Origin of the sequence: Faecalibacterium sp. IP-1-18, assembly GCF_023347355.1 — a bacterium.
In the GTDB taxonomy this organism is placed as follows: domain Bacteria; phylum Bacillota; class Clostridia; order Oscillospirales; family Ruminococcaceae; genus Faecalibacterium; species Faecalibacterium prausnitzii.
Window position 1 is genome coordinate 1,298,874 of sequence record NZ_CP094472.1, and the last position, 25,568, is coordinate 1,324,441.

The following is a 25,568-nucleotide window of genomic DNA, read 5'->3' on the forward strand; positions in this document are numbered from 1 at the left end:
CAGTTCTTTACAAATAACTGAATAAATAGCAAAGGGACTGCCGCACCAAATGAGGTACGGCAGTCCCTTTAATTTTAGCGGGTTGGACCCTTTCAGGTGTGCGCCGTTTTGCGCACCAGCTGCCGGTGCATCAGCGCCATCAGCACCAGAAATACCAGCAGATAGAAGGGGAACAGCGCCGGGGTGATGTTGTTGGCAAGCACGCCGAACAGCGGCGGCATGGCAAGATTGCCCACATAGGCGCTGCTCATCTGGATGCCGATGACGGCCTGAGAATTCTGTACGCCGAAGTGCGCCGGGGTGGAGTGAATGACGCTGGGGTAGATGGGCGCACATCCCAGCCCTACCAGCACAAGCCCGGCCAGCGCAAAGACCTGCGCCCCGGGCAGCAGCAGGGCAGCAATGCCCACGCCCAGCACCGCAAACCCCAGACGAATCATCTGATCGTCGCTCAGCTTTAAGGTCAAAAAGCCGCAGACGCCCCGCCCCACCGTGATGCCGATATAGAACAGACTGGCAAAGCTGGCAGCCGTCTGGGCGGGCACCTGCCGCACAAGGGTCAGGTAGCTGCTTGCCCAGAGCCCGGCGGTGGTCTCCAGCGCGCAGTAGCAGAAAAAGCAGAGCATCACTTCCTTTGCGCCCGGCAGCGCGAACACCTGCGGCAGGGTCAGCGCCTTGGGCACGGTGCCGTCCGGGGCGGCATCGGGGCGTTTGTGCCACAGGGGCAGGCTGCAAAAAAGCACGGCAGTAAGCGCGATCTGGAACAGGGCGATGTACCGGTAGCCGCTGTTCCAGCCCAGTCCGCCGGAAAGTGCTGTGCCCATCACCACGGGGCCGATGGTGGTGCCCACGCCCCACATACAGTGCAGCCAGCTCATGTGGCGGCTTTCGTAATGCAGGGCAACGTAGTTGTTCAGGGCGGCATCCACGCTGCCCGCGCCCAAGCCGTAGGGGACAGCCCACAGACAGAGCATCCAGAACCGGCCGGAGACCGAAAAACCGAACAGCGCCGCAGCGGTCATGCCCACGCTGAGGGCGGTCACCCTGCCCGTGCCCAGCGCCCGGGTGAGCCGGTCGCTGTTCAGGCTGGAAACGATGGTGCCCAGCGAGATGATCATGGACAGGATACCCGCGTAGGAGAAGGGGACGCCCAGCTGGGGGTACATGGTGGGCCATGCAGACCCCAGCAGAGAATCCGGCAGGCCAAGGCTGATAAAGGCCAGGTAAATAATTGGCAGCAAAAGCTGTGTCATAGGAAGGAGCCCTCCAAAAAAGTTCAGTTGTTCTTTTCCAGATACACGGTGGTGGAGGGGAAGGCGAAGTCCACGCCGTTTTTCTGCATCACGTCCATCAGATCGAGATTTAAGTCGTTCTGCATCTGCAAAAAGCGGGTCATGTCGGCGGTGCGCAGGTAGGCGGACACCAGCAGGTCGATGCTGGAAGCGCCGAAGCCGTTCAGCTTAACCAGCACCGAGTCCTCGTAGGTGTAGGGGCTGGCCTTGAGCATGGCAGTCAGGTCGGTCATCAGCTGTTCCAGCTGAGGACGGGAGGTATCGTAGGTGACCCCGAGGGTGAAGCGGTACAGCCGCTTGTTGCGCAAAGTACCGTTGTTGATGGTGGCAGAGCTGACTGTGCTGTTGGTCAGGATGTACACCGAGTTATCCAACGCGCGGACTTTGGTGGAGCGGAAGTTGATGTCCACCACCTCGCCGGAAACGTCGCCCACGGTGATCCAGTCGCCGATGGAAAAGGGGCGGTCCAGCAGGATGACCAGCCCGCTGAACAGGTTTTTGGCGCTGTCCTGCGCAGCCAGAGAGATGGTCAGACCGACAAGACCCGCACTGGCTACGATGCTGCCCACCGGCAGGCCGCTCTCCTGTGCCATGGTCATAACGCCCAGAACCACGATGAGAACTTTGTACACCTTGTTCAGCAGGGTGGTTAGGGTGCGGTTAGTGCGCACCTCCTCGCCGCAGCTCGCCAGCAAAAGGTCGGTGAGATCGGCGGCGGCGTACAGCCCCTGACACACAAAAAAGGTGGCGGCCAGCTCAAAGACTGTGAGCAGAAATTTATTTACGCCGGCAATTGCCCACGGCAGGCTGGCCGCTGCGGCATAGATGAACGCTGCAAGGGTGAGCCGCTGCAGCGGTACGGCAAAGCTGCGCAGCAGAATGGGCGTACCGGCCAGCCGCCAGTTGCGGCGCAGCAGGGCAGGGAACACCCTGCGGGACAAAAGCTGCCGCGCCAGCCAGCCAAGCGCCAGCAGCAGCGCCGCGCACACCACGCGGGCGGCAAAGGCTGCCCAGCCTTCCAGCAGCAGCGAGCCAAGCTCGAAGCCAAGGTTACGGATCGAGAAAATCATGGAAAACCTCCTGTGTTTTTTCACAACGCATATTATGATAGCATACTCTGCTGCCCGGGGCAAGGAAAGAAAGGTGAAAACGCACTTTGACAAAAAATGTGCAAACTTTTTGGAAAGGGGGCTTGACAGCGCCGCAGTACCGCGCTATACTCTTGGTCAGAAAGTTCGTTTCAGGGCGGGGTGCAATTCCCCACTGGCGGTAAAGTCCGCGACCACCCGCAAGGGTGCTGACCCGGTGCAACTCCGGGACCAACGGTATAGTCCGGATGCAAGAAACGGCAGGCAAATTGCGTCTGTGCGCCCTGTTGCAGTTTTTGGTTGCAGCAGGGCGCTTTTTGGTTTGTCTTTCCGGTTCGATCCAGCGCGAAAAGGGCTTTCCGAACAAATTTGAACGGGGAGTACACCCCGGGGAGGACAACTACCATGAAAAAGAATACCACCCACAATCTGACCGTTGCCGCCATGCTCAGCGCGGTCGCCTTTATCCTGATGTTCATCGAGTTCCCGCTGCCGATGCTCATCCCGTCCTTTGTCAAGATGGACTTCTCCGACCTGCCCGCCCTGCTGGGTGCTTTTGCACTGGGTCCGGTGTACGGCGTGGTCATCAGCTTTATGAAGAACCTGCTGCACATCATCATCAAGGGCACCTCCACCGCCTGCGTGGGTGAGCTGTGCAACTTTATGCTGGGCGCGGTGTTCTCCGCTGTGGCGGGCTTTGTCTACAAGCGCCACAAGAGCCGCAAGACCGCCATTCTGGGTGCCATTGCCGGTGCAGCCGTCATGGCCGTGTTCAGCGTGCCCTCCAACTACTTCATCACCTACCCGGCCTATGTACAGTTCTACCACATGCCGCTGGAAGCCATTCTGGGAATGTATCAGGCCATTCTGCCCTCTGCCGACAGCCTGATCAAGTGCCTTGTGATCTTTAACATGCCCTTCACGCTGGTCAAGGGTCTGCTGGACGCCGTACTGTGCCTGCTGATCTATAAGCCCCTGTCTCCCATCCTGCACGGCCGCAAGTAAGCTGCTGAGATAACAGAGAGCCGGAAAGTCTGCGGACTTTCCGGCTCTTTGAATTTATAAGAAACTTTACGCCAACGCGCCTTTATCCAGCCATTTGCCACGCGCCATGCGCAGCAAAAACAGCGCACCGCGGGTGCAAAGCTCGGCGCACATGGCCACCCATACGCCCACCAGCCCAAAGCAGGGAGCCAGCAGAACTGCCAAGGTCAGCCGCACGCCCCACATACTAACAAGGTTCAGGATAAAGCAGCCGGTGCTGTCGCCTGCGCCCTGCATGGAGCCGCTGGCTACGATGCTTGCCCCGAACATCGGCTCGGCAAAGGCTTCGATACGCAGCACCCGCGCGCCCAGTGCAATGACGGCGGCGTCGGCGGTAAAAATGCCCATCAGCTGCGGGGCAAACACATACAGCCCCACGCCGGTCAGTGCCATGATGCCCATGCCCATGGCGGTGCACAGCCATGCAAAGCGCTTTGCCATGTCCCGGCGGTTCGCGCCCACGGCCTGCCCCACCAGCGCAAGAGCGGCGTCCTGAATGCCGTAGCCCGCCATGTAGCACAGGCTCTCGGCGCTGACCCCCAGACTGTTGGCGGCAATGGCGGTAGTGCCCAGCCCGGACACGATGCGCACCAGCAGCACCTGTGCCGAGGACAGAGCGGCGCGCTCTGCCGCCAGCGGTGCGCCCACCTTCCACACGTTATGCAGGCAGGCGCGGGTAATGTGCCACGAGCCGGGCTTGCGGATGCACAGCGGACCATCCCTCAGCAGCAGAACGCCCAACGCCAGCGTACCGCCCACAGCGTTGGCAAGCGCTGTGCCCAGCGCTGCGCCCGGCACGCCCCATCCCAGACCCCAGACCGTGAGGTTCTGGCCGAATACCGTCATCTCCCGGGTGGGGTTGATGAGGAAAAAGTTGAAGATGATGTCCAGTACGCAGGTAAAGATGCTGATGAGACCCGGGGTAAGCGCATCACCCGTAGAGCGCAGCATGGCGGCGTAGGTGCCCATAGCCATGATAAAAGGCAGGGAAGCCGACCAGATGGCAAAATACGCCGAAGCATTTGCCCGCAGTGCCGCATCTGCGCCCAGCCACCCGGGCAGAAACCGGCTGATGCCCACGCCAAAGGCCGCTGCCGCAAGACCCACCGCCAGATTGAACAGCATGGACTGCCGCAGAACGCCCCGGGCATCCTGCTGGCGGTCTGCGCCCAGATACTGTGCCACCTGAATGGAAAACGCCATGCACAGCCCGGCCAGCATCCCGTGCAGCAACCATGTACTGGAGCTGACGATGCCAATGGAGGCTGTTGCGGCGGCACCGATATGCCCCACCATGGCGGCGTCGATGTACTCCATGGCGGTAACCACGATCTGCTGCAAAATGGAAGGGATACTCAGCGTCAGCGCCACCTGTGCGGTGTGGCGCAGCGGCACCTGCTCGCCCTGCCGCATCCGGGCAGAGAGCTGCTCAAGTGTAATGGACATGGAACCTCCTGCGTTGTGGGTGAAAATTACAGACTAATACATTATTATAGAGAGCTGCGGGAGAAAAGTCAATCCAAAGTGAATTTTGCCGCCGGGATTGATTTTTGGTCTAGGGCGTGATACACTCACAACGTACTATACAGAAAGAAAGAGGAATGTTATCTTATGATCCAAATGCTGACCTCTGTCATCGGGCAGCGGGGCGTGGATGCCATGGCATTTTTGCTGGCATTTGCCCTGACCGCCCTGACAGATTCCATTTTCCGCGATAAACTGCCCCACGATCACGGCCGCGCCTTTGCGGTGAACGGCGAGCTTTCCAAGGGCAAGGCGCGAGGCTCCGGATTGATCTTTGTGCTGTGCATCGCACTGGTGTCGCTGGCGTTTTTGCCCTTCAACACAGAGTATGTGGTGTACAATGTGCTGCTGATCGCCTCCATGCTCTCCGGTTATCTGGACGATGCCGCCGAAACCGCCTGGAATGAGTACAAAAAAGGCATCATCGATTTTGTCATCGCGGTGCTGGCGGGCGTCACCTACCTGAACTTCAATGGCTGCGGCGTACACTTTTTGCAGTGGAGCTTCACCCTGCCGTATGCAGTGTACCTGCTGCTCATCGTCATCCTGATCTGGGCAAGCATCAACGTGGTCAACTGCACCGATGGTGTGGACGGCCTTTCCGCCAGTCTGGCAGTGGTTACCATTGGCACCTACCTGCTGGCTTATAAGACCGAACTGGGTGCGTATGCTACGGCTGGTGTGGTGTTCATCGGTGCGCTGCTGGCCTACCTGTGGTTGAATGCCAAGCCCTCCAGCCTGCTGATGGGCGATGCCGGCAGCCGCGCCATGGGCTTTTTCATCGCCATGCTGTCGCTCAAGTGCGGCCACCCCTTCGCCTTCCTGCTGGCGGCTATCGTGTTCATCGCAGATGGCAGTTTGGGCATTCTGAAGATCAGCCTGAAGCGTTTTCTGCACATCTGGATCTTGAAAAACACCCTGACCCCTCTCCACGACCATGTGCGCAAGCGCAAGGGCTGGAGTGATGAGCAGGTGGTAGCCCGCTGGCTGATCCTGCAGTGTGTGGCCTCGGCCCTGCTGCTGCTCCTTGTGCGGGGCTGATACCCGTTACAATTCCGCCCGTAAAAATGCAAGCCCGGAAAGTCTGCGGACTTTCCGGGCTTGCTCTGTCTTAAAATGATCTTCTCAGCATTCTACTCCGGCTTTTTTGCACGCCGCCTGCACCACATGGCCTACCAGCACCGAGGTGGTCACGGTGCCTACGCCGCCGGGCACAGGGGTGATGGCGTCCACCACCGGCTCTGCGGCGTCAAACTGCACGTCACCGCACAGCTTGCCCTCCTCGTTTACATGGATGCCTACGTCCACGACCGTCTGGCCTGCCCGCAGGCAGTCCGCGCCCACAGCCGCCATTTTGCCCATGGCCACCACCACGATGTCGGCCTGCCGGCACACTTCCGGCAGATTCCGGGTGCGGGAGTTGCACAGGGTGACGGTGGCGTTTTCCCGGTCCAGCATCATGGCAGCGGGCTTGCCCACCACAAGGCTGCGCCCCACCACCACGGCACGCTTGCCGGAAAGGGGGACGTTGTAATACTTCAAAATTTCCATGCAGGCCTGCGCGGTGCAGGGAGCATAGCCCAGATCGGTGTTGGTGAACACCCCGGCCAGCGAACCGTCCGTAATGCCGTCGATGTCCTTTTCCGGGCGCAGGGCGGCGCGGACGGTGCGGTCATCGAACTGCTTGGGCAGGGGACGGAACAAAAGACAGCCGTGGATGCTGTCGTCTGTGTTCACCTCGTCCAGTACCCGGAGCAGCTGCTCCTGCGTGGCATCGGCAGGCAGCACGAACTGCCGGACGGCGACGCCCACCTTGCCGCAGCGGGTCATTACGCCCCGCTCGTAGGAGAGGTCATCCTCCCGCTCACCCACCCGCACCACGGCCAGCGTGGGGGTGATGCCCTTGGCTTTCAACTGCTCGCAGAGCAAAGCGTTGCGCTCGTTCATGGCGGCCACCACCGGCGCGCCCTTTAAAATCGTTGCCATATACTTTCCCTCATTTGTGATATTATTTATTGCGGAGTTTCCCGCTGACGGCGGTGAAGGTTTCGTCTGCCCGGGGCACAAACTCTGCCAGCAATGCGTCTGCCCGGGCGTCCAGCGCGGCTGCGCGGCTGCGGTCTGCCATCAGCTTGGTGTTAATAAACACATTCAGGCTTGCGGCCTGCAAGGCGGCCTTGCACAGCACGGCGGCGCAGCCTGCGTCCGATACTGCCAGCACGCTGCCTTTGGCGGCGTACTGCCCCGCCAGCGCGATGCCCTCGGCGCACTTTTCCATAATTTGCAGCGGCACGGCGCTTGCACCGTCCAGTGCGGCTTCCAGCACAGAAGCCTTGTGCGCGGCCTGCTCCGGGGTGTCCTTGGGCAGGCCGTAGGCCGCAGCCAGCGGCGTAAAGGCGTCAGCATCGGCCTGCACCAGCGCTTCCAGCTCCAGCCGAAGGGCTTCAGCCCGGGCGTTCAGTGCCTGAATGTCCGCTTCCACGACGGCATACTTTTTTTTGCCGGTGGTCAGGCAGCCCACCATGTTGCCCAGTGCCACACCGGCAGCGCCCACCAGCGCGGCCGTGCCGCCGCCGCCCGGCGTGGGCGCTTTGCTGGCAAGCTGTGCCAGAAACTGCGCGCAGCTTAAATCGTTCATTTCCATGTGTAGATACCCCTCTCTGTTACAAAGGCGTCCAGCCGCTGGTCGTGGGCGTCCACGGCGGCGCGGGGGACGCGCTGAACCTCCAATGCAATGCCGATCTTCACCGCCCGGGTGCAGTAGGGCAGGTAGCGGTCGTAGTAGCCCTTGCCCATGCCTACCCGGTAGCAGCCTGCGTCAAAGGCGGTGCAGGGCACCAGCACCAGATCCAGCTGCTCCGGCTGCAAAAGGGCAGAGCGTTCCAGCACAGGCGTGCGGATACCGTACTGTCCCATCGCCCAGCCGTCCGCGCCCGGCACGGCTGCGGTAAGGGAAAAGCCCTCGCCGCACACCGGGTAGGCCACCGTCTTGCCCTGCCGTGCGGCCTCGGCAGCCACGGCGGCAAGGTCGGCTTCGCCCCCAAAGGCTGCGTAGAGCAAAAGGGTATGGGCAGTGCGGTAGGCGTCCAGTTCCAGCACCCGGCGGCAAAGGACTGCATTGGCGGCAGCACGCTGCGGTGCATCCAGCGCTTTGCGGGCGGCACGGCCGGCGGTACGCTGCGCCTGTTTTTCCTCGGCAATGGTCATACAAAACACCTCGCTTCACCTGTGGGGGAAGAAACTTGAAAAATATACAAAATCGACAGCGCATTTTTATACAAACATAATAAACACTTCAGACAAAAAAAGCAAGCCTTTTGGCGAAAAGAGGATTGAAGCCGCCGCCGCTTTCTGCTATGATTATCTTACAGCAGCAAGCGCCGCGCGGGCGCTGCGCTGAGAGAACCTGCAACATTTTGTGGAGAGGGGCAAGTAAAATGTACAAGGATATGATGGACACCATCGGCATGGTCAACGCAGCCGACCCGGAACTGGGTGCAGCCATGGAGCGGGAACTGACCCGTCAGCGCGAGAACATTGAGCTGATCGCCAGCGAGAACATCGTTTCGCCCGCCGTGATGGCAGCCATGGGCAGCGTGCTGACCAACAAGTACGCCGAGGGTCTGCCCGGCAAGCGCTACTACGGCGGCTGCGTCTATGTGGACGAGGTGGAGAATATTGCCATCCAGCGCGCCTGCCAGCTGTTCGGGGCAAAGTACGCCAACGTCCAGCCCCATTCCGGCGCACAGGCCAACCTTGCCGTGTATTTTGCCCTGCTGGAGTTGGGCGATACTGTTATGGGTATGGACCTTTCGCAGGGCGGTCACCTGACCCATGGTTCTCCGGTGAATATGTCCGGTAAAAACTACCACTTCATCTCCTACGGCGTCGGCGCAGACGGAGTGATCGACTACGCCGAGCTGGAAAAGCAGGTGCGCAAGGTGCGCCCCAAGATGCTGGTGGCGGGCGCTTCTGCCTACCCCCGCGCCATCGACTTTGAAAAGCTGGCCGAGATCGCCCACGGCTACGGTGCATATCTGATGGTGGATATGGCGCACATTGCCGGTCTGGTGGCGGGCGGTCAGCACCAGAGCCCCGTGCCCTATGCCGACGTGGTGACCACCACCACCCACAAGACCCTGCGCGGGCCCCGCGGCGGCCTGATTTTGACCAACAACCCCATCATTGCCAAGCGCATCAACTCGGCAGTGTTCCCCGGCACGCAGGGCGGCCCGCTGGAGCACGTGATTGCAGCCAAGGCCGTCTGCTTTGGCGAGGCACTGAAGCCGGAGTTCAAGGAATATGCCCGCAAGATCGTAGAAAATGCACAGGCACTGGCTGCGGCTTTGCAGCAGCGCGGCGTCAAGCTGGTATCCGGCGGCACCGACAACCACCTGATGCTCATTGACCTGCGGGACGAGGAGTGCACCGGCAAGGACTTGGAGCAGCGTCTGGACAGCGTGCACATTACCGCCAACAAGAACACCGTCCCCGGCGAGACCCGCAGCCCCTTTGTGACTTCCGGCGTGCGTCTGGGCACCCCGGCTGTCACCACCCGTGGCATGGGTGCAGCCGAGATGCAGGTGATCGCGGACTGCATTGCAGACTGCATCTGGCACTATGAGGAAAAGAAGGACGAGATCAGCGAGCGCGTCCTGCGCCTGACCCGGGAGTTCCCGCTGTACCAGTAAAAGCAACGTGTAAATAACAAGGCATCCGCAGCCGTTCTGCTAAGCATACAGGGCTGCGGATGCCTTTTGTTACAAAAAAAGGAGAAAGACGATGGAAAGCTTAGGCCTTTTGCATCTGTATTACGGCGACGGCAAGGGCAAGACCACAGCCGCCATGGGGCTTGCCCTGCGGGCACTGGGCAGCGGAAAACGTGTGGTCATCGTGCAGTTTTTAAAGGGCGGGCAGAGCGGCGAGATCCCGCTGCTGGAGCAGCTGGGCGCCACCGTTTACCGGGGCAAGGCCGGGCAGAAATTCGTCTTTCAGATGAACGAAGCCGAAAAGGCCGCTACCCGCGCTTTACAGAACAAAAATCTTGCGGCGGCGCTGGCGCAGCCCTGTGATATGCTGGTGCTGGACGAAGCCGGCAGCGCGTGGGAGCTGGACATGGTGGATAAAACCCTGTTGCAGCAGGCGGTGCTGCACCGCCCCGCCGGGCAGGAGTGCGTCCTGACCGCCCACGCAGCCCCCGCATGGATGCTGGAAGCGGCGGATTACCTCACAGAGATGTGTTGCCGCCGCCACCCCTACCAGAAGGGCATCGCCGCACGGAAGGGCGTGGAGTATTAAGGGCATAATCCTTAAAGTATCAGACAAAAAAGCATCTGCAACGGTCGCTTCTGAGCTTCAGAAAGCTGGTGATTTGGTTGCAGATGCTTTTTCTTTAGTAGGTATGCCCTTCGGTTAGCGGGCTCGCCCTCTCCGTCAGTTCGCTCCGCTCACTGCCACCTCTCCCAAAGGGAGAGGCCTTGGCAAAAAGATGAAGTCTGCGTGGACTGCCAAAGGCTCTCCCTTTGGGAGAGCTGGCAAAGCCGACAGGCTTTGACTGAGAGGGCGAGGATGCTAACCCCAGAACCCTGCCAGCACCGTTTTCAGCGCGGCGGTGCCGGGCAGATATTGGATGTGCCGCCAGTGCGGCGGGAACAGGCGGGCGGTGTCGGGCTGCGCAAAGCGGTCGTCCAAAAGCAGCACCACGCCCTTGTCCTGCGGGGTGCGCACCACCCGCCCGGCGGCTTGCAGCACCTTGTTCATGCCCGGGTAGCGGTAGGCGTAGTCGAAACCGCAGCCGGACTGCTCCTCGTAATAGCGGCGCAGCATCTCCTGCCGGGGGTTCACCTGCGGCAGACCCACCCCTACGATGGCGCACCCGATGAGCCGGTCGCCCACAAGGTCTACCCCCTCGCCGAAGATGCCACCCATCACGGCAAAGCCCAGCAGCGTCTGGGCAGGGCGGGGCACGAACTGCGCCAGAAACTCCGCGCGCCCGGCATCGTCCAAACTGCGCTGCTGCACAAGGGTGGAAATGTCCGGCCAGCGGGCGGCAAAGGCTTCGTGCACCTGCTGCAAATAGGCGTAGCTGGGGAAAAACGCCAGATAGTTGCCGGTTTTGCCCTTTGCCAGCGCCGCCAGCGCATCGGCTACGGCGGGCACACTGGCTTCCCGCTGGCGGTAGCGGGTGGAGATGCCCGGCAGGCAGAACAGCCCCAGATTTTCCGGCGGGAAAGGGCTTGGAAGCGCCACCGCCCGGGCATTGGCGCAGCCCAGTACGTTGCGGTAGAAAGCGGGCGGGGTCAATGTGGCACTGAACAGCGCCGCGCTGCGCCCTGCTGCCAGACTGGCATCCACAAAGGGCGCGGGGTCTAAGCAGAGCAGATGCAGCTCCAGCTCACTGCCCCGGGCGGTGAGCTGGGTGACAAAATGGCTGTCGTACCGGTCAGCCGCGCGGGCGATGTCCTGCAAGGCAAAGTAGAGTTCCAGCAGCTGCGCGTGGGCGGGGTCGTCAGGGTTCTGTTCCAGCCAGTCCTGCAAGGGAGTATGCACCGCCCGCAGAGCGGCGGACAAGGCGGCGGGCAGCTGCTGCAAAAACACGGTGCCATCCCGGGCATACAGCGGCTGCGGCAGGGCAAAATCCGGGGCAGCTTCGGCGGGCAAAAGGCTCACCTGCGTAGGCTCGGTCTCCCCGGCGGGCTCTGCACCTGTGCGGGGCGCAGCCTGTGCGCAGGCTCTGCGCGCAGCCAGAAAGACCTTATCCGCCTTGGTTAGCGCGGTTTTCAGGCTGCTTTTGCCCTTGCCCAGCGCCCGCTTTGCTTCGGTCAGGCTGCTTTTGGCAAACTGCGCCGAGTACATGGCGCGGGCTCTGTCCGGCAGGTTGTGCGCTTCGTCAATGAGGAACAGCCAGTCCCCGGCGGCATCAAAAAAGCGCTTGAGGTGCACCACAGGGTCAAACAGATAGTTGTAGTCCCCGATGACCACATCGCACCACTCGCTCAAGTCCAGCCCCAACTCAAAGGGGCACACCGAGAACTGCCGGGCGGTGTCTGCCAGCGCGGCGCGGCTGAAACTGCCGCTGCCGTCCAGCAAAGCGGCCAGAGCGTCCTTGCGGCGGTCGTAATAGCCGTTGGCAAAGGGGCACACCTCCGGCAGACAGGCGGGGTGCCCTTCGGCGTCCGGGTGCAGACATGCCTTTTCCTTGGCGGTCAGGGTCACGCTGCGCAGGGCAAGACCGGGCTGTGCGGCACGCAGCCGCGCTACCGCGTCCTCGGCGGCGGCTTGGGTGGTGTTGCGGGCGGTCAGGTAAAACAGCTTTGCGCCGCAGCCCTCGCCCATGGCTTTCAGGGCAGGGAAGAGCGCGCTCATGGTCTTGCCGATGCCGGTAGGTGCCTGACAAAAAACGCGGGTACCGCCCTTGCGGTCGGCGCTTTTTCCGGCGCGGCAGGCGCGGTACACCTCGCCCGCCAGCGCCCGCTGCCCGGGGCGGTACTCCGCAAAGGGGAATTGCAGCGCCGCAAGGCTCTGGCTGCGCCGGGTGTCCCAGTCCAGCTGCCGCTGCGCCCACGGGGCATACTGCGTTAAAAGCTGCTGCAAAAACTGCTCCAGCTGCTGCCGGGTGAACTGCCGGGTAAAGCGCTGAATTTGGTCGGTATCAACTTGGTAATAGGTCAGCCGCACCGCCAGCGTTTCCAGCCCCTGCTGGCTGCTGTAAATGGCGGCATACACCATGCCCTGCGCCCAGTGGCAGGGGTTCAGTTCCTCGGTGATCTCCTCATAGGGGACGGTGGTGGTCTTGATCTCGTCGATGGTCACAGTGCCGATTTCATCGGTGAAAATGCCGTCTGCCCGGCCTTCCAGCGTAAAGGCGATGCCGCAGGCTTCCCGCTCCGTGCTGAGGAACACCTCAGCCTGATAACCCTCCCCGGCGGCTTTTTGCAGCCTGCGGTGGATGCGTGCACCCTCGTTGGCGCGGTCAAAGCCGGTAAAGCGGCTGTCGATACTGCCGGTGCGCAGCAAAAATTCCACCAGCTGCCGGATGGGCAGATGGATGCTTGCCAAGGCGTTTCACCTCCGTTGGTTTTTACGTTATCCTACCCCGAACAGTTCCATGCACTGAGCGGCTGCGGCATCCACCTGTGCAAAGTCCACGGCAGTGCGGTAGTAGGTCTCCAGTTCATCGTGGCAGCTTTTTGCCTGCGCCATCAGGGCACAGGCCTGTTCCAGCAATTCGGCGGCGGCGCGCTCGTTGAAACGCAGCCGTGCCCGGCAGGCGGAAAGGTTCTCCCTGTCCACAAAACGGCTGCACCGCACGGTCTGCGCGGCAGATAGCCGCACCGGATGCCAGCGGTTGTCGGTCAAAAATGCCAGCCGCAGGGAGGGGATGATAATGTGGTCGATCTTGTCCTCCGGGTGCATGGCGCAGGGGCAGGTGATGATGTGGTAGCCCCGCGCCAGCGTCTCGGCACGGATGAGCTCCAGCAGCAGACGGGACACTGCCCCGTAGTCGTCCCGGAAAAGGATACACCGGTCGGCCAGCGCCTGCACCGTGCCCTGATAGAACACCTCGCCCTTGGGCGTGATGGCAGAGAGCAGCCGCAGCTCTTCAGAGCCCATCTCCTCGGTGCGGGGCAACAGGCGGGTGCACAGCCGCTTGACGTAGCGGCGCACCTTCTCAAAGTTTGCACTGCACGCTTCGGCGCGGCGGCTGTCCAGCAGCAGGCTGCCCGCCGAGGCCACATACCGCGCCGCCCGGCTGCGCAGCAGCTGGTTTCGGGCAAACAGGGCGGTCACCTCGTCCTTGTGGGAGTGCAGGGCATCGGCATCGATGGTGTGGTACAAACTCAGCACACGCTCGTCTGCGCCGGGGGCTTCCGGCTCCACCACATGGGGCGCGGTGGCGTCGATGATGGCGCGTTTCTGCCGCAGGAACACCACCCCGTCCAGACTGTCGGGGTCGCTGGCGCAGTGGATGCGCTGGATGGGCTCGCCTTTCTCCTGTGCGGCGCGCGCCAGACGCTTCATCAAAGTAGACTTGCCGCAGCCCGGCCCGCTTTTGAGCAGCACCAGCTGCATCCCGGGCTCCCGGCGCAGCGGCGCAAAGTAACCCTTGAACCCGGCGGGCGTTGTAGCGCCCAAAAAGAAATCCACAGAAGGATGCACGGAACTTTCCATACAAAAACACCTCGCTTTTGCTTTACAGTATGCAAAAGCGGCGCGGTTGGTTCCTGACCTTACCTATTATAGGTATGCTCGCACACGGCGGCAATGGTGTCCCGCAGCACGGTAAAGTCCGCAAAGGCTTCGGGCTTATTCTGGGGCTGGCGCAGCAGGGCGGCGGGGTGGAAGGTGCCCATGAACAGGATGCCGCCCTTATTGATGATCTGCCCGTGCTCCCGGGTGACGGAAAAATCCTGCCGGATCATCCGCTGGGCGGCAATGCGCCCAAGGCAGACCACGATCTTGGGCTGCAGCAGCCGGAACTGCTCCCGCAGCCACGGCATACAGGCTTCGCTCTCGGCGGGCAGCGGGTCGCGGTTCTGGGGCGGGCGGCACTTGACGATGTTGGCGATATAGCAGTTCTTTTTGCGGTCAAGGTCGATGGCAAACAGGTATTTGTCCAGCAGCTGCCCGCTGCGCCCCACAAAAGGCAGACCCTGCTCGTCCTCGCTCTGGCCGGGGCCCTCGCCCACAAACAGCACCTCGGCGTCCGGCACGCCCTGCCCGAACACCACGTTCGTCCGGGTGGCGCACAGCTCGCACCGGGTGCAGGCAAGGCATTCAGCCTTTAAAGTATCCATATCCATGGAGAACATCTCCTTTAAAACTGGTATGATATTTTATTCACAAATAAAACAAAGGTTTCTCCCCTAAAATATAGCACAAAAACACAATTTTGTCTTGAACTTTTTGCCGTCTGTGCTAGAATAAAGAAGAAAGGCATCCTTGTGTCCAACAGACACGGAATGCAAATTTTGGAAAGCATTTTCGGAGGTAATCACAATGGCTGATATGTTTGCACCGCTGGTAGCACAGCTGAAGGCAAATCCCAAGACGATCGTGTTCACCGAGGGCAATGACCCCCGCATTCTGGAGGCCGCAAGCAAGCTGCTGGCCGAGGGCGTGCTGAAGGTCGTTATGGTGGGCAACGAGGCAGAGTGCAAGGCTGCTGCCGCCGCCGGTAACTTTGATATTTCCGCTGCCGAGATCATCGACCCGGAGAACTACGCCGGTTTTGATGAGATGGTCAGCACCATGGTGGAGCTGCGCAAGGGCAAGCAGTCCGCAGAGGAGTGCACCGCCCTGCTGAAGAAGTCCAACTACTTTGGCACCATGCTGGTGAAGATGGGCAAGGCAGACTGCCTGCTGGGCGGCGCTACCTACTCCACCGCCGACACCATCCGTCCCGCTCTGCAGCTGGTCAAGACCAAGAAGGGCGCACATCTGGTGAGCTCCTGCTTTATTCTGGACCGCGACTGCGGCGAAGAGGGTCTGAAGCGCATTGCCATGGGCGACTGCGCTGTCAACATTGATTACACCGATACCGTCGATAAGGCTACCGGCGAGGTCAAGATCTCTGCCGCTTCCAAGCTGGCAGAGGTGGCTGTGGAGACTGCCCGCACCGCAAAGCTGTTCGGCATCGACCCGAAGGTGGCTGTGCTGAGCTTCTCCACCAAGGGCTCCGGCAAGGGCGGCACCGTGGCACTGAGCCACGACGCTACCATCAAGGCTCAGGAGATGGATCCCGAGCTGGCTGTGGACGGCGAGCTGCAGTTTGACGCAGCCGTTGCTCCCGAGGTCGCACAGGTCAAGTGCAAGGGCAGCAAGGTGGCTGGTCAGGCCAACACCTTCATCTTCCCCTGCATCGAGGCCGGCAACATCGGCTATAAGATCGCACAGCGTCTGGGCGGCTACGCTGCCTACGGCCCCATCCTGCAGGGTCTGAACGCACCCATCAACGATCTGTCCCGCGGCTGCAACGCAGACGAAGTCTACAAGATGAGCCTGATCACCGCTTGCCAGTCTTAAACAGTTTTAGCACAAACGAGGAGAAGCCTTCGGGCTTCTCCTTTTTGTTTTGCCCCCTCTTGCAATCCGGCGGGGTTTATGGTACAATATCTTAGCATCCACAAGGATGTGTCGGACAGCGCCTGCTGCGTGGTTCGGCATACGGATGCGGGTCCTGTACGATGGGCTCGCTGTGAACCAGGTCAGGTGGGGAACCAAGCAGCCTTAAGCAGTGCGTTCGTGCGTTTCAGTAAGCCTGCATCCGTATGCCGAGTTACGCAAGGCGGGGACAAAACCCCGTCGAGCGCTGTCCTTTTATTTTTGCCGCAAAGGCCGGGAAAGGGGAGAAAACGCCATGTATCGTGCGCTTTACCGCAAATGGAGACCCCAGCGGTTTGAGGATGTGGTGGGCCAGCGTGCTATCGTGACCGCCCTGAAAAACCAGATCACCGCAGGGCGCGTAGGCCATGCGTATCTGTTTACCGGCGTGCGCGGCACCGGCAAGACCACCTGCGCCAAAATTTTTGCAAAGGCGGTCAACTGCCTGCACCCGGAGGGTGGCGACCCCTGCGGGGAGTGCGAGATCTGCAAAGGCATCGACAACGGCAGCCTGCTGGACGTGGTGGAGATGGACGCAGCCTCCAACAACGGCGTGGATGATATCCGCGACCTGCGGGACGAGACCGCCTACACCCCCAGCGCCTGCCAGTATAAGGTGTATATCATCGATGAGGTGCACATGCTGTCCACAGCGGCCTTTAATGCGCTGCTGAAAACGCTGGAAGAGCCCCCCGCACACGTTATCTTCATTCTGGCGACCACCGAAATCCAGAAAGTGCCCGCCACCATCCTCTCCCGCTGCCAGCGGTACGATTTTACCCGCATCGGGCCGGAGGATATCGCCCGGCGGGTGGAGTATATCGCCGGTGAGGAAAAGCTGGAGCTGACCTCCGACGGCGCGGAGCTGATCGCCCGTCTGGCCGATGGTGCGCTGCGCGATGCACTGTCCATTCTGGACACCTGCGCCGGCGTCACCGCCAAAATTGACGCGGATGTGGTGCGCCGCATGGCGGGTGTGACCGACCGCAGCTACCTGTTCCACATTTCGGACGCCTTGGAAGCACAGGATGCAGCCGCCGCGCTGGCACAGCTGGCACAGCTGCGGCAGCAGTCGGTGGACGTGAAGCGCCTGACCGAGGAATTGATCGCCCATTACCGCGCCCTGATGCTGGCGGCGCTGCCCGGCGGGCAGGCGCTGCTGTCCGGTGTATCGCCGGAGGAAGAGGCGCTGTACCTGCAAAAAGGCCCGGAGATGGGGCAGCGAGAAGCCATCCGCGCCATCCGCACTTTGGGCACGGCGCTGGAGCACATGACCCGTGGCAGCGACCAGCGCATCGAGCTGGAACTGGCACTGTTCAGCCTGTCCGAGCCGCCCCAGCAGATGCAGGCGGTAACGGTACAGGCAGCCCCTGCCCGCACGGCACAGTCGGAAGCACCCCGTCCCTTTGCGGCAGCGGTGCAGCCCTTTGCCAGCGCCCCGGTGCAGCCCGCACCGGCAGCAACTGCACCCCAGACCCCGGCAGCAGTAGCAGAACCTGCCCCTGCCGTGCAGCAGACCCCTCCGCAGCTTGCCGCGCAGGAAGCAACGCCCGCCCCTGCGGACGAGCTGCCGCCCATGCCAGAGGAACCGCCGGTACAGCAGAGCGATGCCGCCCTGCCGTGGGACGAGCCTGCCCCGCAGGCACCGCCGCCGGAGGAGCCGGAGCCGGTCAGTCAGCCGGAGAAGCCCGCCCCTGCAGAGCCTGCACAGCCTGCCCCGGCAGCAGAGGAACCGCCTGCCCCGGTGCAGGAGCACCCTGCCGACCCGGTGCTGACCAAGCCCCGCAGCGTGGCGCAGCAGGGCACGAACCCCTTCCCGTACTGGGGACAGATCGTGCAGAAGCTGGAAGGCATCGACCCCATGCTGTATATGTATCTGCGCAAGTCCAAGGCTTACTTTGACGGCACCCGCGTGCTGATCGACGGCGGCAAGACCTTCCGGGATTTTATCCGGGTGAACAAGGACAGTCAGAAGCTGATCAAAAAGCTGATCGCCGAGGTATCCGGCGTGCCGGTGCCCATCGGCCCTTACGAGCCCAAAACAGCCGGAAAGACCGCCTCTAACGCGGAGCAGTCCCTTCTGGCGCTGGAAAAACTGGGGTTAGAGGTCAGCATTGAGGATACCGCCCGCAAAAAGCGATAAAAATTGTTTATAATAAAGGAGAATACCATTATGAAAGCAAGAATGCCCGCAGGCTACGGCCGCCCCGATATGAACGCCTTGATGCGTCAGGCTCAGAAGATGCAGGAGGACATGAAGAGCAAGCAGGCCGAGTTGGAAGCCGCCGAGTACACCGGCAGCGCCGCCGGTGAGATGGTGACCGTAAAGATGAACGGCAAGCATGAGGTGCTGTCCATCACCATCAAGCCCGAGGCTGTGGACCCAGATGACATCGAGATGCTGGAAGACATGGTGGCTGCTGCCATCAACGCCACCGTGAAGCAGGTGGATGAGACCGCCGAGGCCGAGATGGGCAAGCTGACCGGCGGCCTGAACATTCCGGGTCTCTGAACCGGGAAGGGGAGATACCATGGACTACACTGCCGCACCGCTGGAAAAGCTGATCGAGGAGTTCGGCAAGTTTCAGGGCGTGGGCCGCAAGGGTGCTACCCGCATGGCCTATCAGGTGCTGAGTATGTCGGATAAGGACGCTGCGGCGCTGGCCGATGCCATCCGCGGTGCGCACACCCGGCTGCATCGGTGCCGCATCTGCCAAAACTTTACGGACGCTGACCTGTGCCCGGTGTGCGCCAGCGCCAAGCGGGACACCTCGGTGATCTGCGTGGTGGAAAAGCCCCGGGACGTGCAGGCCTTTGAGCGCACCCGGGAGTATAACGGCCTGTACCATGTGCTGCATGGTCTGCTGGACCCGCTGGCCGGTGTGGGCGCAGAGCAGCTCACCGTCAAGGAGCTGCTGGCGCGGCTGAAGGACGACACGGTGAAGGAGGTCATCATGGCCATGAACCCCACCGTGGAGGGCGAGGCTACCGCCATGTATCTGGCAAAGCTCATCAAGCCGCTGGGCATCCGGGTCACCCGGCTGGCCTCCGGTCTGCCGGTGGGCGCCAGCCTGGAATACGCGGACGAGACCACCCTGTACCGGGCACTTTCCGGCCGGGGAGAGCTGTGAGTGTGTAAAAATTTACAATTCTGTCAGAAACAGCCCTTGCATTACCCTGAAAAAATGGTATACTGAAACAACAAACGGAACGGAGAAAGGAGGCGCGCAGCATGGCACCCACAAAGGAGCGCCCGGCGACCAAGAGCATCGCCACCAACCGCGAAGCGCGCCACGAGTATTTTGTTCTGGAAGCGCTGGAGACCGGTGTGGAACTCAAAGGCACCGAGGTGAAAAGCCTGCGGGCCGGCGGGGTCAACCTGAAGGACAGCTGGGTAGATATTGAAAATGGTGAGCTGCTGGTAAAGGGGATGCACATCAGCCCCTACGACCACGGCAACCTGTTCAATCAGGACCCCATGCGTGTCCGGCGGCTTCTGGCGCACAAAAGTGAGATCCGGCGTCTGCACCAGCAGTGCAAGCTGCAGGGCTATACGCTGGTGCCGCTCTCGCTTTATTTCAAGCATGGCCGCGTAAAAATGGAAGTGGGCTTGTGCAAGGGCAAAAAGCTGTACGACAAGCGTGCCGATGCCGCCCAGCGCGATGCAAAGCGCTCCATTGACCGGGCTGTGAAGTCCAACGGCAAGTACTATTAAGCATTCCAATTGCAGACTGCGGCTCACCGCAGAAAACCAAGCTTTCCGCACATCGCAAGATGTGCTTTATATGGGGGCGTAAAGGTTTCGACGGGGGGAGCAAGGTCTGGGCAGCGGGTAGCAGTGGGGGAACTGCTCTATAACTCCTCCAAAAAAATTAACTGACAACAATAATTATCAGTTGCTCGCAGCCTGAGTGCTGCGCGTTCCGCCCACTCTTGTGTCGTGTGGGGTCGGGGCGTCCTTTAGACACAGCACCTGAACGGACCTAAGCTTTGCGGACCGGCAGGAACTCATGAAGCTACCAAAGCGCTAGCCTGACGATCGGCGTGGCGCGGCGGGAATGTTGTAGATCGCCTGCACCCGGAGATACCTACACTGAGCTCTTTTCGGACATGGGTTCGACTCCCATCGCCTCCACCAACCGCAACGCGGTAGAACCCGCAGAATCTGGCGTTAAATCGCTGGGTTCTGCGGGATTTTTGTTTGTAGAGAAGGGAGCGGAAGGATACTCTTGACAATAGAGGATATATCCGCTATACTGGATATGAGATAAATCCGCTATTTGAAGGAAGTACGGCCATGCAGGAATATGAAATTGAATTTTACGATAAGCCCGATGGCTCTGAGCCTGCGAAAGAGTTTATCCTGAGTCTGGATAAGAAAATGCAGGCCAAGGTTTTGCGTACAGTCGCCCTGCTCCGTGAAGAAGGGCCATTTTTAAGAGAACCCTATTCCAAAGCACTGGACGATGGAATTTTTGAGATCCGCACTAAATTTGGCTCAGACATCACCCGTGTGCTGTACTTCTTCGTGATCGGTAAAAGGGTGATCCTTACAAATGGCTTTATCAAAAAGACTCAGAAAACACCTGCTTCGGAGATCACACTGGCAAAACAATATCGCATAGAGTATCTTACCCGAAAGGAGAATTCCAAATGACAAACTTCAATGATTTTTTGAATGAACAGATGAAAGACCCTGAATTCAAGGCCGAATGGGACGCACTTGACCCGGAATTTTCCGTGATCGAAGCCATGCTCAAGGCGCGCAAGGAAAGCGGCTTGACCCAGAAGCAGCTCTCGGAGCGCACGGGCATTGCACAGACCGACATCAGCAAGCTGGAACGTGGAAACGCGAATCCGTCGCTTCGCACCCTACAGCGGCTTGCAGCCGGAATGGGAATGAAAGTTAAAATCGAGTTTGTTCCCGCATCTGCAAAATGATTTGGCATCGGATATGGTTTAGCCTGTCTGCCAACAAAAACCACCCGAAAACTTGCGTTTCCGGGTGGTTTTTTTGTGCCTGCAATATTATTTTGTACTGTCACGCCAGATCCGGCAGGATATCCGACCACAGAGCCTGCTCCTGCCGCAAGGCATCGAAGCAGCAGTCCAGATACATTTTGTTGACCGCTGCAAAAATGGTGCTGCGCAGCAGCAGACGCTCGTCGTTGAGCACAGTCTCCGGCTGGGCTGCTTTGCTGCCGAACACCACGGAAAGACTGGCCTCCAGTTCCTCGCAGAAGATATCGTAGGCTGTCCCGGCGGAGCAGTGCTCCCGCTGCATTTTGAACAGGGTGTCGATATTTTCGATCGAGAGCACCGTTTTGGAGACTGCAATGTACATCAGGGATGCGATCTGATCCCGGGTGTATTTTTTGCGGATGGGGTGATCCACCACCCCTTTTTTGACGTAGTTGCTTACCATAGAGGGGGTCAGTTCCACCCCGCAGAAGCTGCGGAAGTAGCCGTTGACGAACTGCACCGTCTGGTCCAGATACAGCCCTACCGAGGGGAGATCGTTGTACCGGGGCAGGGCAAAGCCCGCAGCACACGCCGCAACGCGGAGTTTGGTTTCAGCTTTCATAGTATCTTGTTCCGTTCATGCTCCTGCACTTTTTGCAAGCAGGAACGTTGTTTTTGTGCAAAGGAAGGGCAATTGCTTTCCGCAAAAGCACTTCTGCCTGTAAAATAGTATACTGCATTTTGAAAAAATGGTCAACGGGCAACGAAAACTTTGTAAAAGAATTTGAAAAAACAGTTGACAGGGTTTTGAAAAACTGCTATGATGGTCACAAACAAAGGAATGACCGCGGCATTGCGCCGCTTGAAAGTGGAGAAAAATATGAAAAGCAAGATCATTGTAGATTCCTCTGCAAATGTGTACCAGCTCCCCGATGTGGATTTTGCCTGCGTGCCGCTGAAGATCCTGACCGATGAGCAGGAGTATGTGGACACCGAAGAGGTGGATGCCCCCGCGCTGGCTCAGATGATGCGCACCTATAAGGGCCGCACCAGCACCTCCTGCCCCAACATCTCGGACTGGCTCACCGCCTACGAGGGCGCAGACGAGGTGTACGTTGTGACCATTACCGGTACGCTGTCCGGTGCCTATAACGCTGCACTGCTGGCGGGCGAGGAGTACGAGCAGAGCCACGAGGGCGCGCGGGTCTTTGTGCTGGACAGCCTGTCTACTGGTGCGGAGTCCCGGCTGCTGGTGGAGCGTTTGGCGGCGCTGATCAAGGCCGGCAAGCCCTTTGATACCGTATGTGAGGAGATCCGGGCGTACCATGAGCACACTCATCTGCTGTTTGCGCTGGAATCTCTGGCAAACCTTGCCCGCAATGGCCGCGTGAAGCCCGCTGTGGCTGCTGTGGCGCGGATGCTGGGCATCCGGGTCATCGGGCAGGCCAGCGATGCCGGTGATCTGGAGGTTCTGTGCAAGACCCGCGGCGAGCACGGTGCACTGGAGCGCATGGTGCTGGAAATGAAGGCGCACGGCCTGACCAACGGCCGGGTGCATATCGACCACTGCTGCAACGCTGCCGCTGCGGAGCGGCTGAAGCACATGGTCCATGCCGTGTTCCCGGAGGCCAAGGTGGAGGTAGGCACCTGCGGCGCGCTGTGCAGCTACTATGCGGAGTACGGCGGCCTGATGGTGGGCTACGAGGATAACGAAGCACCCACCGTCTGAGCAGAAAATATAGAATAAGATCTTGATTCACCGGGGCATCTGCGGACGCTCCGGTGAATTTTTTTACGAGGAATAATTCCGGTGCACCCGACACCAAAAACTTGCAAAGGGTGAAAAACCGCGTTATACTTAACCGTATTGAAACACGGAAAGGGGAGATGGTATGCTGTTTCGGTTGCCGATCGTCAAGTTTTTCAACCGCATCCTCAACCGCATCACGGTCACGGTGGTGCTGGTGGCGCTGCAGCTTGCATGGCTGGCGTGGGTGTTTTTTGCCCTCACCACCGGCACGGCGCGGGTGTGGGTCACCGGGGTGCTCAATGGGTTAAGCCTGCTGATCATTCTGTATCTGGTGCGCAAGGACGAAAACAGCGCCTATAAGGTGGGCTGGATCGCCCTCATCGGGCTGTTGCCGCTGCTGGGCGGGGCACTGTATCTGGCCTTTGGCAACAAGCGGCCCTCCCGCCGTCTGCGCAGCAAAATGCAGGCGGTGGAGCAGGCGCACCGGGCAGACCGCGCCCAGCAGCCCGGACAGACCGCCGGGCTGTGCGATGAAAACCGGGGCGTGAGCCGCTACCTGACCCAATACGGCTGCTATCCTGCATGGAAGAACACCACCGCCCGGTATTTTTCCTGCGGTGAGGCCATGTACCCGGCATTGCTGGCCGACCTTGAAAAGGCAGAGAAGAGCATCTTTCTGGAGTTTTTTATCATCAGTCAGGGCAAGATGTGGCAGGGCGTGGAGGACATTCTGCGGCGCAAAGCGGCGCAGGGGGTGGACGTGCGGCTGATCTACGATGACTTCGGCAGCCTGCTGGGTCTGCCCAAGGACTTTGTGGTGCGCATGGAGCGGGCGCATATCCGCTGCATCCCCTTTAACCCGGTGGTGCCGCTGCTCTCGCTGGTGATGAACCACCGCGACCACCGCAAGATCGTGGTGATAGACGGCAAAGTAGCCTACACCGGCGGCATCAATCTGGCAGACGAATATATCAACGCGATCACCCGCTTCGGCTACTGGAAGGACGCGGGCCTGCGCATCGAGGGCACTGCGGTGTGGAACTTTACCGTAATGTTTCTGGATTTCTGGAACGCCTTCCGGCCCTTTGAGCAGGATTACAGCGCCTTCCGTCCGCAGCTTGCGGTGCTGCCCGCCAGCGATGGAGTAGTACAGCCCTACGCAGACAGCCCGCTGGACGAAGAGCCGGTGGCAGAAACGGTCTATCTGGATATTCTGGCACAAGCACAGCAGTACGTTTATTTTTATACGCCCTATCTCGCCATCGGCGAGGAGATGCTGGACGCGCTGCGCAACGCCGCCAAGCGCGGGGTGGATGTGCGGCTGGTGCTGCCGGGCATCCCGGACAAAAAGCTGGTGTTCCGGCTGAGCCGCTCGTACTATCTGCCCCTGCTGCGGGCGGGGGTGCGTATCTACGAGTACACCCCGGGCTTTCTCCACGCCAAGTGCTGCGTCAGCGATGACCGCGCGGCGGTGGTGGGCAGCATCAATATGGACTACCGCAGTATGTTTCTGCACTTCGAGTGCGGGGTGCTGCTGCTGCAAAACAGCCAGGTGCTGACCCTGCGGGACGATGTGCGCCGCACCCTGCCCCAGTGCCGGGAGGTGCAGTGCGCGGACTGCCGCACCGGTCTGGTGGGTACGGTGCTGGACAGCGTGCTGCGGCTGTTAAGCCCGCTGATGTAAACATTTGCTCATAAAACCCGCGCGGCGGGGTACACTAGCTCCAAAGCCTGCGTCTGCAATGCAGGCACGGAAAGGGAGCGTATGTGACGATATGAAACAGGCATCGCGTTGGTTTTTGTGCTGCACGCTGGCGGCAGCACTGACATTGACCGGCTGTGGCGGGGGAAACTCCGGCAGCAGCTCCGGTTCTGTGAGCGGCAGCACCTCTGTGGGCAGCAGCGCGGCGCAAAGCGCGGCGTGGCGCACCGGGCTGGGGGTCCTGACCGAGACGACCGGCACAGACCGTGCGGGCAACATCCACACCGTAGCGGCTGCCGTGCTGCTGGATGCAGACGGCAAGCTGGCCGGGGTAACACTGGACGAGTTGGAGCTTTCAGTCAGTGCGGACAGCACCGGCAAGGTGACCACCCCCACCGACACCCGCACCAAGCGCCAGAAAGGGAAAGACTACCCACTGGCAGAGGTGTCCGGTCTGAAAAAGGGCTGGGCAGAGCAGGCAGATGCCTTTGGCAGCTGGCTTGAGGGCAAGACTCCGGACGAAGTGAAGAAGCTGAAAACGGATGCGGACGGCAAGCCCACGGAGGCAGACCTTCTCTCCGGCTGCACCATCGCGGTGGACCGTTACCGGGATGCTGTTGTCCGCGCCTGCGAGAATGCACAGGTGCTGGGTGCTGCCCGGGGCGATACGGTCAAACTGGGTGTAGAGGTGGCCGAAATGCCACAGGGGCTTGCGGGCACAGACGACAAGGACGCGCAGGTGCAGGCTAAGATCACGCTGGCGGTGGTGACCATGGACGAGAACGCCCGGGTGACCAGCGCCATCGGCGATATGACCGAGCCGGAGCTTTCCGTCAGCGCGGATGGTACTGTGTCTGCCCCGCGGGAGCCGGTGTACACCAAAAACGAGCTGGGCGACCGTTACGGAATGCGCAGCGCAAGCGCGTTAGGCAAGGAATGGTACGAGCACAGCGCAGGCTGGTGCGGCTATCTGAAGGGCAAAAACGCCGTGGAGATCGGCAAGCTCTCCGCAGACGGCACGGATGCCGACCTGAAGGCGCTGTGCACCATCTCAGTTACCGACCTGCAAAAAGCGGCGCTGAAGGCCATGGCGGAGCAGTAAT

At 60.5% G+C, this 25,568-nt stretch carries 24 protein-coding genes, 2 other RNA genes and 1 riboswitch; of the genes, 16 read left to right on the forward strand and 10 right to left on the reverse strand.

The annotated features are described in order from the left end of the window. Nucleotides 1–92 precede the first annotated feature (92 nt). Both MTP43_RS06170 and MTP43_RS06175 read right to left on the reverse strand, forming a co-directional pair. Complete coding sequence (locus MTP43_RS06170; RefSeq protein ID WP_113620956.1) at nucleotides 93–1,253, reverse strand: MFS transporter; 1,161 nt, start codon at nucleotides 1,251–1,253, stop codon at nucleotides 93–95. A gap of 23 nt (nucleotides 1,254–1,276) precedes the next feature. Further along, nucleotides 1,277–2,362 (reverse strand): mechanosensitive ion channel family protein, encoded by a 1,086-nt coding sequence (locus tag MTP43_RS06175; protein WP_113620957.1) that lies wholly within the window; start codon nucleotides 2,360–2,362, stop codon nucleotides 1,277–1,279. Between the two features lie 162 nt (nucleotides 2,363–2,524). Further along, nucleotides 2,525–2,644, forward strand: a riboswitch (FMN riboswitch). A gap of 141 nt (nucleotides 2,645–2,785) precedes the next feature. Here MTP43_RS06175 and MTP43_RS06180 point away from each other — a divergent pair. After that, complete coding sequence (locus MTP43_RS06180) at nucleotides 2,786–3,385, forward strand: ECF transporter S component (RefSeq protein WP_005926789.1); 600 nt, start codon at nucleotides 2,786–2,788, stop codon at nucleotides 3,383–3,385. A 66-nt stretch (nucleotides 3,386–3,451) separates the two neighbouring features. Here the strand turns inward: MTP43_RS06180 and MTP43_RS06185 are convergent, their stop codons facing one another. Further along, complete coding sequence (locus MTP43_RS06185) at nucleotides 3,452–4,870, reverse strand: MATE family efflux transporter (RefSeq protein ID WP_015538340.1); 1,419 nt, start codon at nucleotides 4,868–4,870, stop codon at nucleotides 3,452–3,454. Nucleotides 4,871–5,035: 165 nt separating this feature from the next. Between MTP43_RS06185 and MTP43_RS06190 the strand changes: the two genes are divergently transcribed. After that, the gene (locus MTP43_RS06190) at nucleotides 5,036–5,989 is read left to right on the forward strand and encodes a phospho-N-acetylmuramoyl-pentapeptide-transferase (protein ID WP_015538341.1); all 954 of its coding nucleotides are present in this window, start codon (nucleotides 5,036–5,038) and stop codon (nucleotides 5,987–5,989) included. Between the two features lie 84 nt (nucleotides 5,990–6,073). Here MTP43_RS06190 and MTP43_RS06195 read toward each other — a convergent pair whose 3' ends face one another. From MTP43_RS06195 to MTP43_RS06205, 3 genes are read right to left on the reverse strand one after another with little or no spacing between them, the layout of a single operon-like run. Continuing rightward, nucleotides 6,074–6,934 carry a bifunctional 5,10-methylenetetrahydrofolate dehydrogenase/5,10-methenyltetrahydrofolate cyclohydrolase gene (locus MTP43_RS06195; protein ID WP_015538342.1) on the reverse strand — a complete coding sequence of 287 codons (861 nt, stop codon included), beginning with the start codon at nucleotides 6,932–6,934 and terminating at the stop codon, nucleotides 6,074–6,076. Between the two features lie 22 nt (nucleotides 6,935–6,956). Further along, nucleotides 6,957–7,592 carry a cyclodeaminase/cyclohydrolase family protein gene (locus MTP43_RS06200; protein ID WP_015538343.1) on the reverse strand — a complete coding sequence of 212 codons (636 nt, stop codon included), beginning with the start codon at nucleotides 7,590–7,592 and terminating at the stop codon, nucleotides 6,957–6,959. Beyond that, on the reverse strand, nucleotides 7,583–8,155 hold the full coding sequence (locus MTP43_RS06205; protein ID WP_113620958.1) for a 5-formyltetrahydrofolate cyclo-ligase: 573 nt from the start codon (nucleotides 8,153–8,155) through the stop codon (nucleotides 7,583–7,585). Before MTP43_RS06205 ends, MTP43_RS06200 begins: the two co-directional genes overlap by 10 nt. Before the next feature lie 230 nt (nucleotides 8,156–8,385). Here MTP43_RS06205 and glyA point away from each other — a divergent pair, with 230 nt between their 5' ends. Both glyA and MTP43_RS06215 read left to right on the forward strand, forming a co-directional pair. Beyond that, nucleotides 8,386–9,639, forward strand: coding sequence for a serine hydroxymethyltransferase (glyA, locus tag MTP43_RS06210; RefSeq protein ID WP_097783810.1), 1,254 nt, complete (start codon nucleotides 8,386–8,388; stop codon nucleotides 9,637–9,639). Nucleotides 9,640–9,730: 91 nt separating this feature from the next. Further along, nucleotides 9,731–10,246, forward strand: coding sequence for a cob(I)yrinic acid a,c-diamide adenosyltransferase (locus tag MTP43_RS06215; RefSeq protein WP_113620959.1), 516 nt, complete (start codon nucleotides 9,731–9,733; stop codon nucleotides 10,244–10,246). Nucleotides 10,247–10,519: 273 nt separating this feature from the next. On the opposite strand, the gene MTP43_RS06220 is transcribed toward MTP43_RS06215, so the two are convergent. Genes MTP43_RS06220 through MTP43_RS06230 form a run of 3 tightly spaced genes read right to left on the reverse strand, consistent with a single transcriptional unit; the run spans nucleotide 10,520 to nucleotide 14,751 of the window. Next, nucleotides 10,520–13,006, reverse strand: a complete 2,487-nt coding sequence (locus tag MTP43_RS06220) for an ATP-dependent DNA helicase (protein ID WP_113620960.1) — start codon at nucleotides 13,004–13,006, stop codon at nucleotides 10,520–10,522. Nucleotides 13,007–13,033: 27 nt separating this feature from the next. Continuing rightward, entirely contained in the window at nucleotides 13,034–14,119 is a 1,086-nt protein-coding gene (locus tag MTP43_RS06225) for a hypothetical protein (RefSeq protein ID WP_113620961.1), read from the reverse strand. Between the two features lie 59 nt (nucleotides 14,120–14,178). Beyond that, nucleotides 14,179–14,751: a uracil-DNA glycosylase gene (locus MTP43_RS06230; protein WP_113620962.1), complete on the reverse strand. Its 573-nt coding sequence runs from the start codon at nucleotides 14,749–14,751 to the stop codon at nucleotides 14,179–14,181. A gap of 196 nt (nucleotides 14,752–14,947) precedes the next feature. On the opposite strand from MTP43_RS06230, the gene pta reads away from it, so the two are divergent. The 9 genes from pta to MTP43_RS06275 all read left to right on the forward strand — a co-directional run bounded on the left by pta (nucleotide 14,948) and on the right by MTP43_RS06275 (nucleotide 20,992). Continuing rightward, entirely contained in the window at nucleotides 14,948–15,973 is a 1,026-nt protein-coding gene (gene pta / locus MTP43_RS06235) for a phosphate acetyltransferase (protein ID WP_055184761.1), read from the forward strand. 145 nt (nucleotides 15,974–16,118) lie between these two features. After that, nucleotides 16,119–16,217: signal recognition particle sRNA small type (ffs, locus tag MTP43_RS06240), an RNA gene on the forward strand. Nucleotides 16,218–16,307: 90 nt separating this feature from the next. Continuing rightward, the gene (gene dnaX, locus MTP43_RS06245; RefSeq protein ID WP_113620963.1) at nucleotides 16,308–18,194 is read left to right on the forward strand and encodes a DNA polymerase III subunit gamma/tau; all 1,887 of its coding nucleotides are present in this window, start codon (nucleotides 16,308–16,310) and stop codon (nucleotides 18,192–18,194) included. Nucleotides 18,195–18,224: 30 nt separating this feature from the next. Further along, nucleotides 18,225–18,563, forward strand: coding sequence for a YbaB/EbfC family nucleoid-associated protein (locus tag MTP43_RS06250; protein WP_015538350.1), 339 nt, complete (start codon nucleotides 18,225–18,227; stop codon nucleotides 18,561–18,563). Between the two features lie 19 nt (nucleotides 18,564–18,582). Further along, the gene (recR, locus tag MTP43_RS06255) at nucleotides 18,583–19,182 is read left to right on the forward strand and encodes a recombination mediator RecR (RefSeq protein WP_112120842.1); all 600 of its coding nucleotides are present in this window, start codon (nucleotides 18,583–18,585) and stop codon (nucleotides 19,180–19,182) included. Between the two features lie 101 nt (nucleotides 19,183–19,283). After that, nucleotides 19,284–19,766, forward strand: coding sequence for an SsrA-binding protein SmpB (smpB, locus tag MTP43_RS06260; RefSeq protein WP_005926732.1), 483 nt, complete (start codon nucleotides 19,284–19,286; stop codon nucleotides 19,764–19,766). 72 nt (nucleotides 19,767–19,838) lie between these two features. After that, nucleotides 19,839–20,189, forward strand: a transfer-messenger RNA (tmRNA) gene (gene ssrA / locus MTP43_RS06265). A 159-nt stretch (nucleotides 20,190–20,348) separates the two neighbouring features. Further along, nucleotides 20,349–20,708 (forward strand): type II toxin-antitoxin system RelE/ParE family toxin, encoded by a 360-nt coding sequence (locus MTP43_RS06270; protein ID WP_113620964.1) that lies wholly within the window; start codon nucleotides 20,349–20,351, stop codon nucleotides 20,706–20,708. Continuing rightward, nucleotides 20,705–20,992 carry a helix-turn-helix domain-containing protein gene (locus tag MTP43_RS06275; protein ID WP_097770331.1) on the forward strand — a complete coding sequence of 96 codons (288 nt, stop codon included), beginning with the start codon at nucleotides 20,705–20,707 and terminating at the stop codon, nucleotides 20,990–20,992. Before MTP43_RS06270 ends, MTP43_RS06275 begins: the two co-directional genes overlap by 4 nt. Before the next feature lie 100 nt (nucleotides 20,993–21,092). Here the strand turns inward: MTP43_RS06275 and MTP43_RS06280 are convergent, their stop codons facing one another. Further along, nucleotides 21,093–21,635, reverse strand: a complete 543-nt coding sequence (locus MTP43_RS06280) for a DUF1836 domain-containing protein (protein WP_112091045.1) — start codon at nucleotides 21,633–21,635, stop codon at nucleotides 21,093–21,095. 258 nt (nucleotides 21,636–21,893) lie between these two features. On the opposite strand from MTP43_RS06280, the gene MTP43_RS06285 reads away from it, so the two are divergent. From MTP43_RS06285 to MTP43_RS06295, 3 genes are all read left to right on the forward strand, one after another. Continuing rightward, complete coding sequence (locus tag MTP43_RS06285; RefSeq protein ID WP_113620965.1) at nucleotides 21,894–22,742, forward strand: DegV family protein; 849 nt, start codon at nucleotides 21,894–21,896, stop codon at nucleotides 22,740–22,742. A gap of 163 nt (nucleotides 22,743–22,905) precedes the next feature. Further along, nucleotides 22,906–24,447, forward strand: coding sequence for a cardiolipin synthase (cls, locus tag MTP43_RS06290; protein ID WP_015538353.1), 1,542 nt, complete (start codon nucleotides 22,906–22,908; stop codon nucleotides 24,445–24,447). Between the two features lie 91 nt (nucleotides 24,448–24,538). Beyond that, nucleotides 24,539–25,567: a hypothetical protein gene (locus tag MTP43_RS06295; protein WP_015538354.1), complete on the forward strand. Its 1,029-nt coding sequence runs from the start codon at nucleotides 24,539–24,541 to the stop codon at nucleotides 25,565–25,567. Nucleotide 25,568 lies beyond the last annotated feature (1 nt).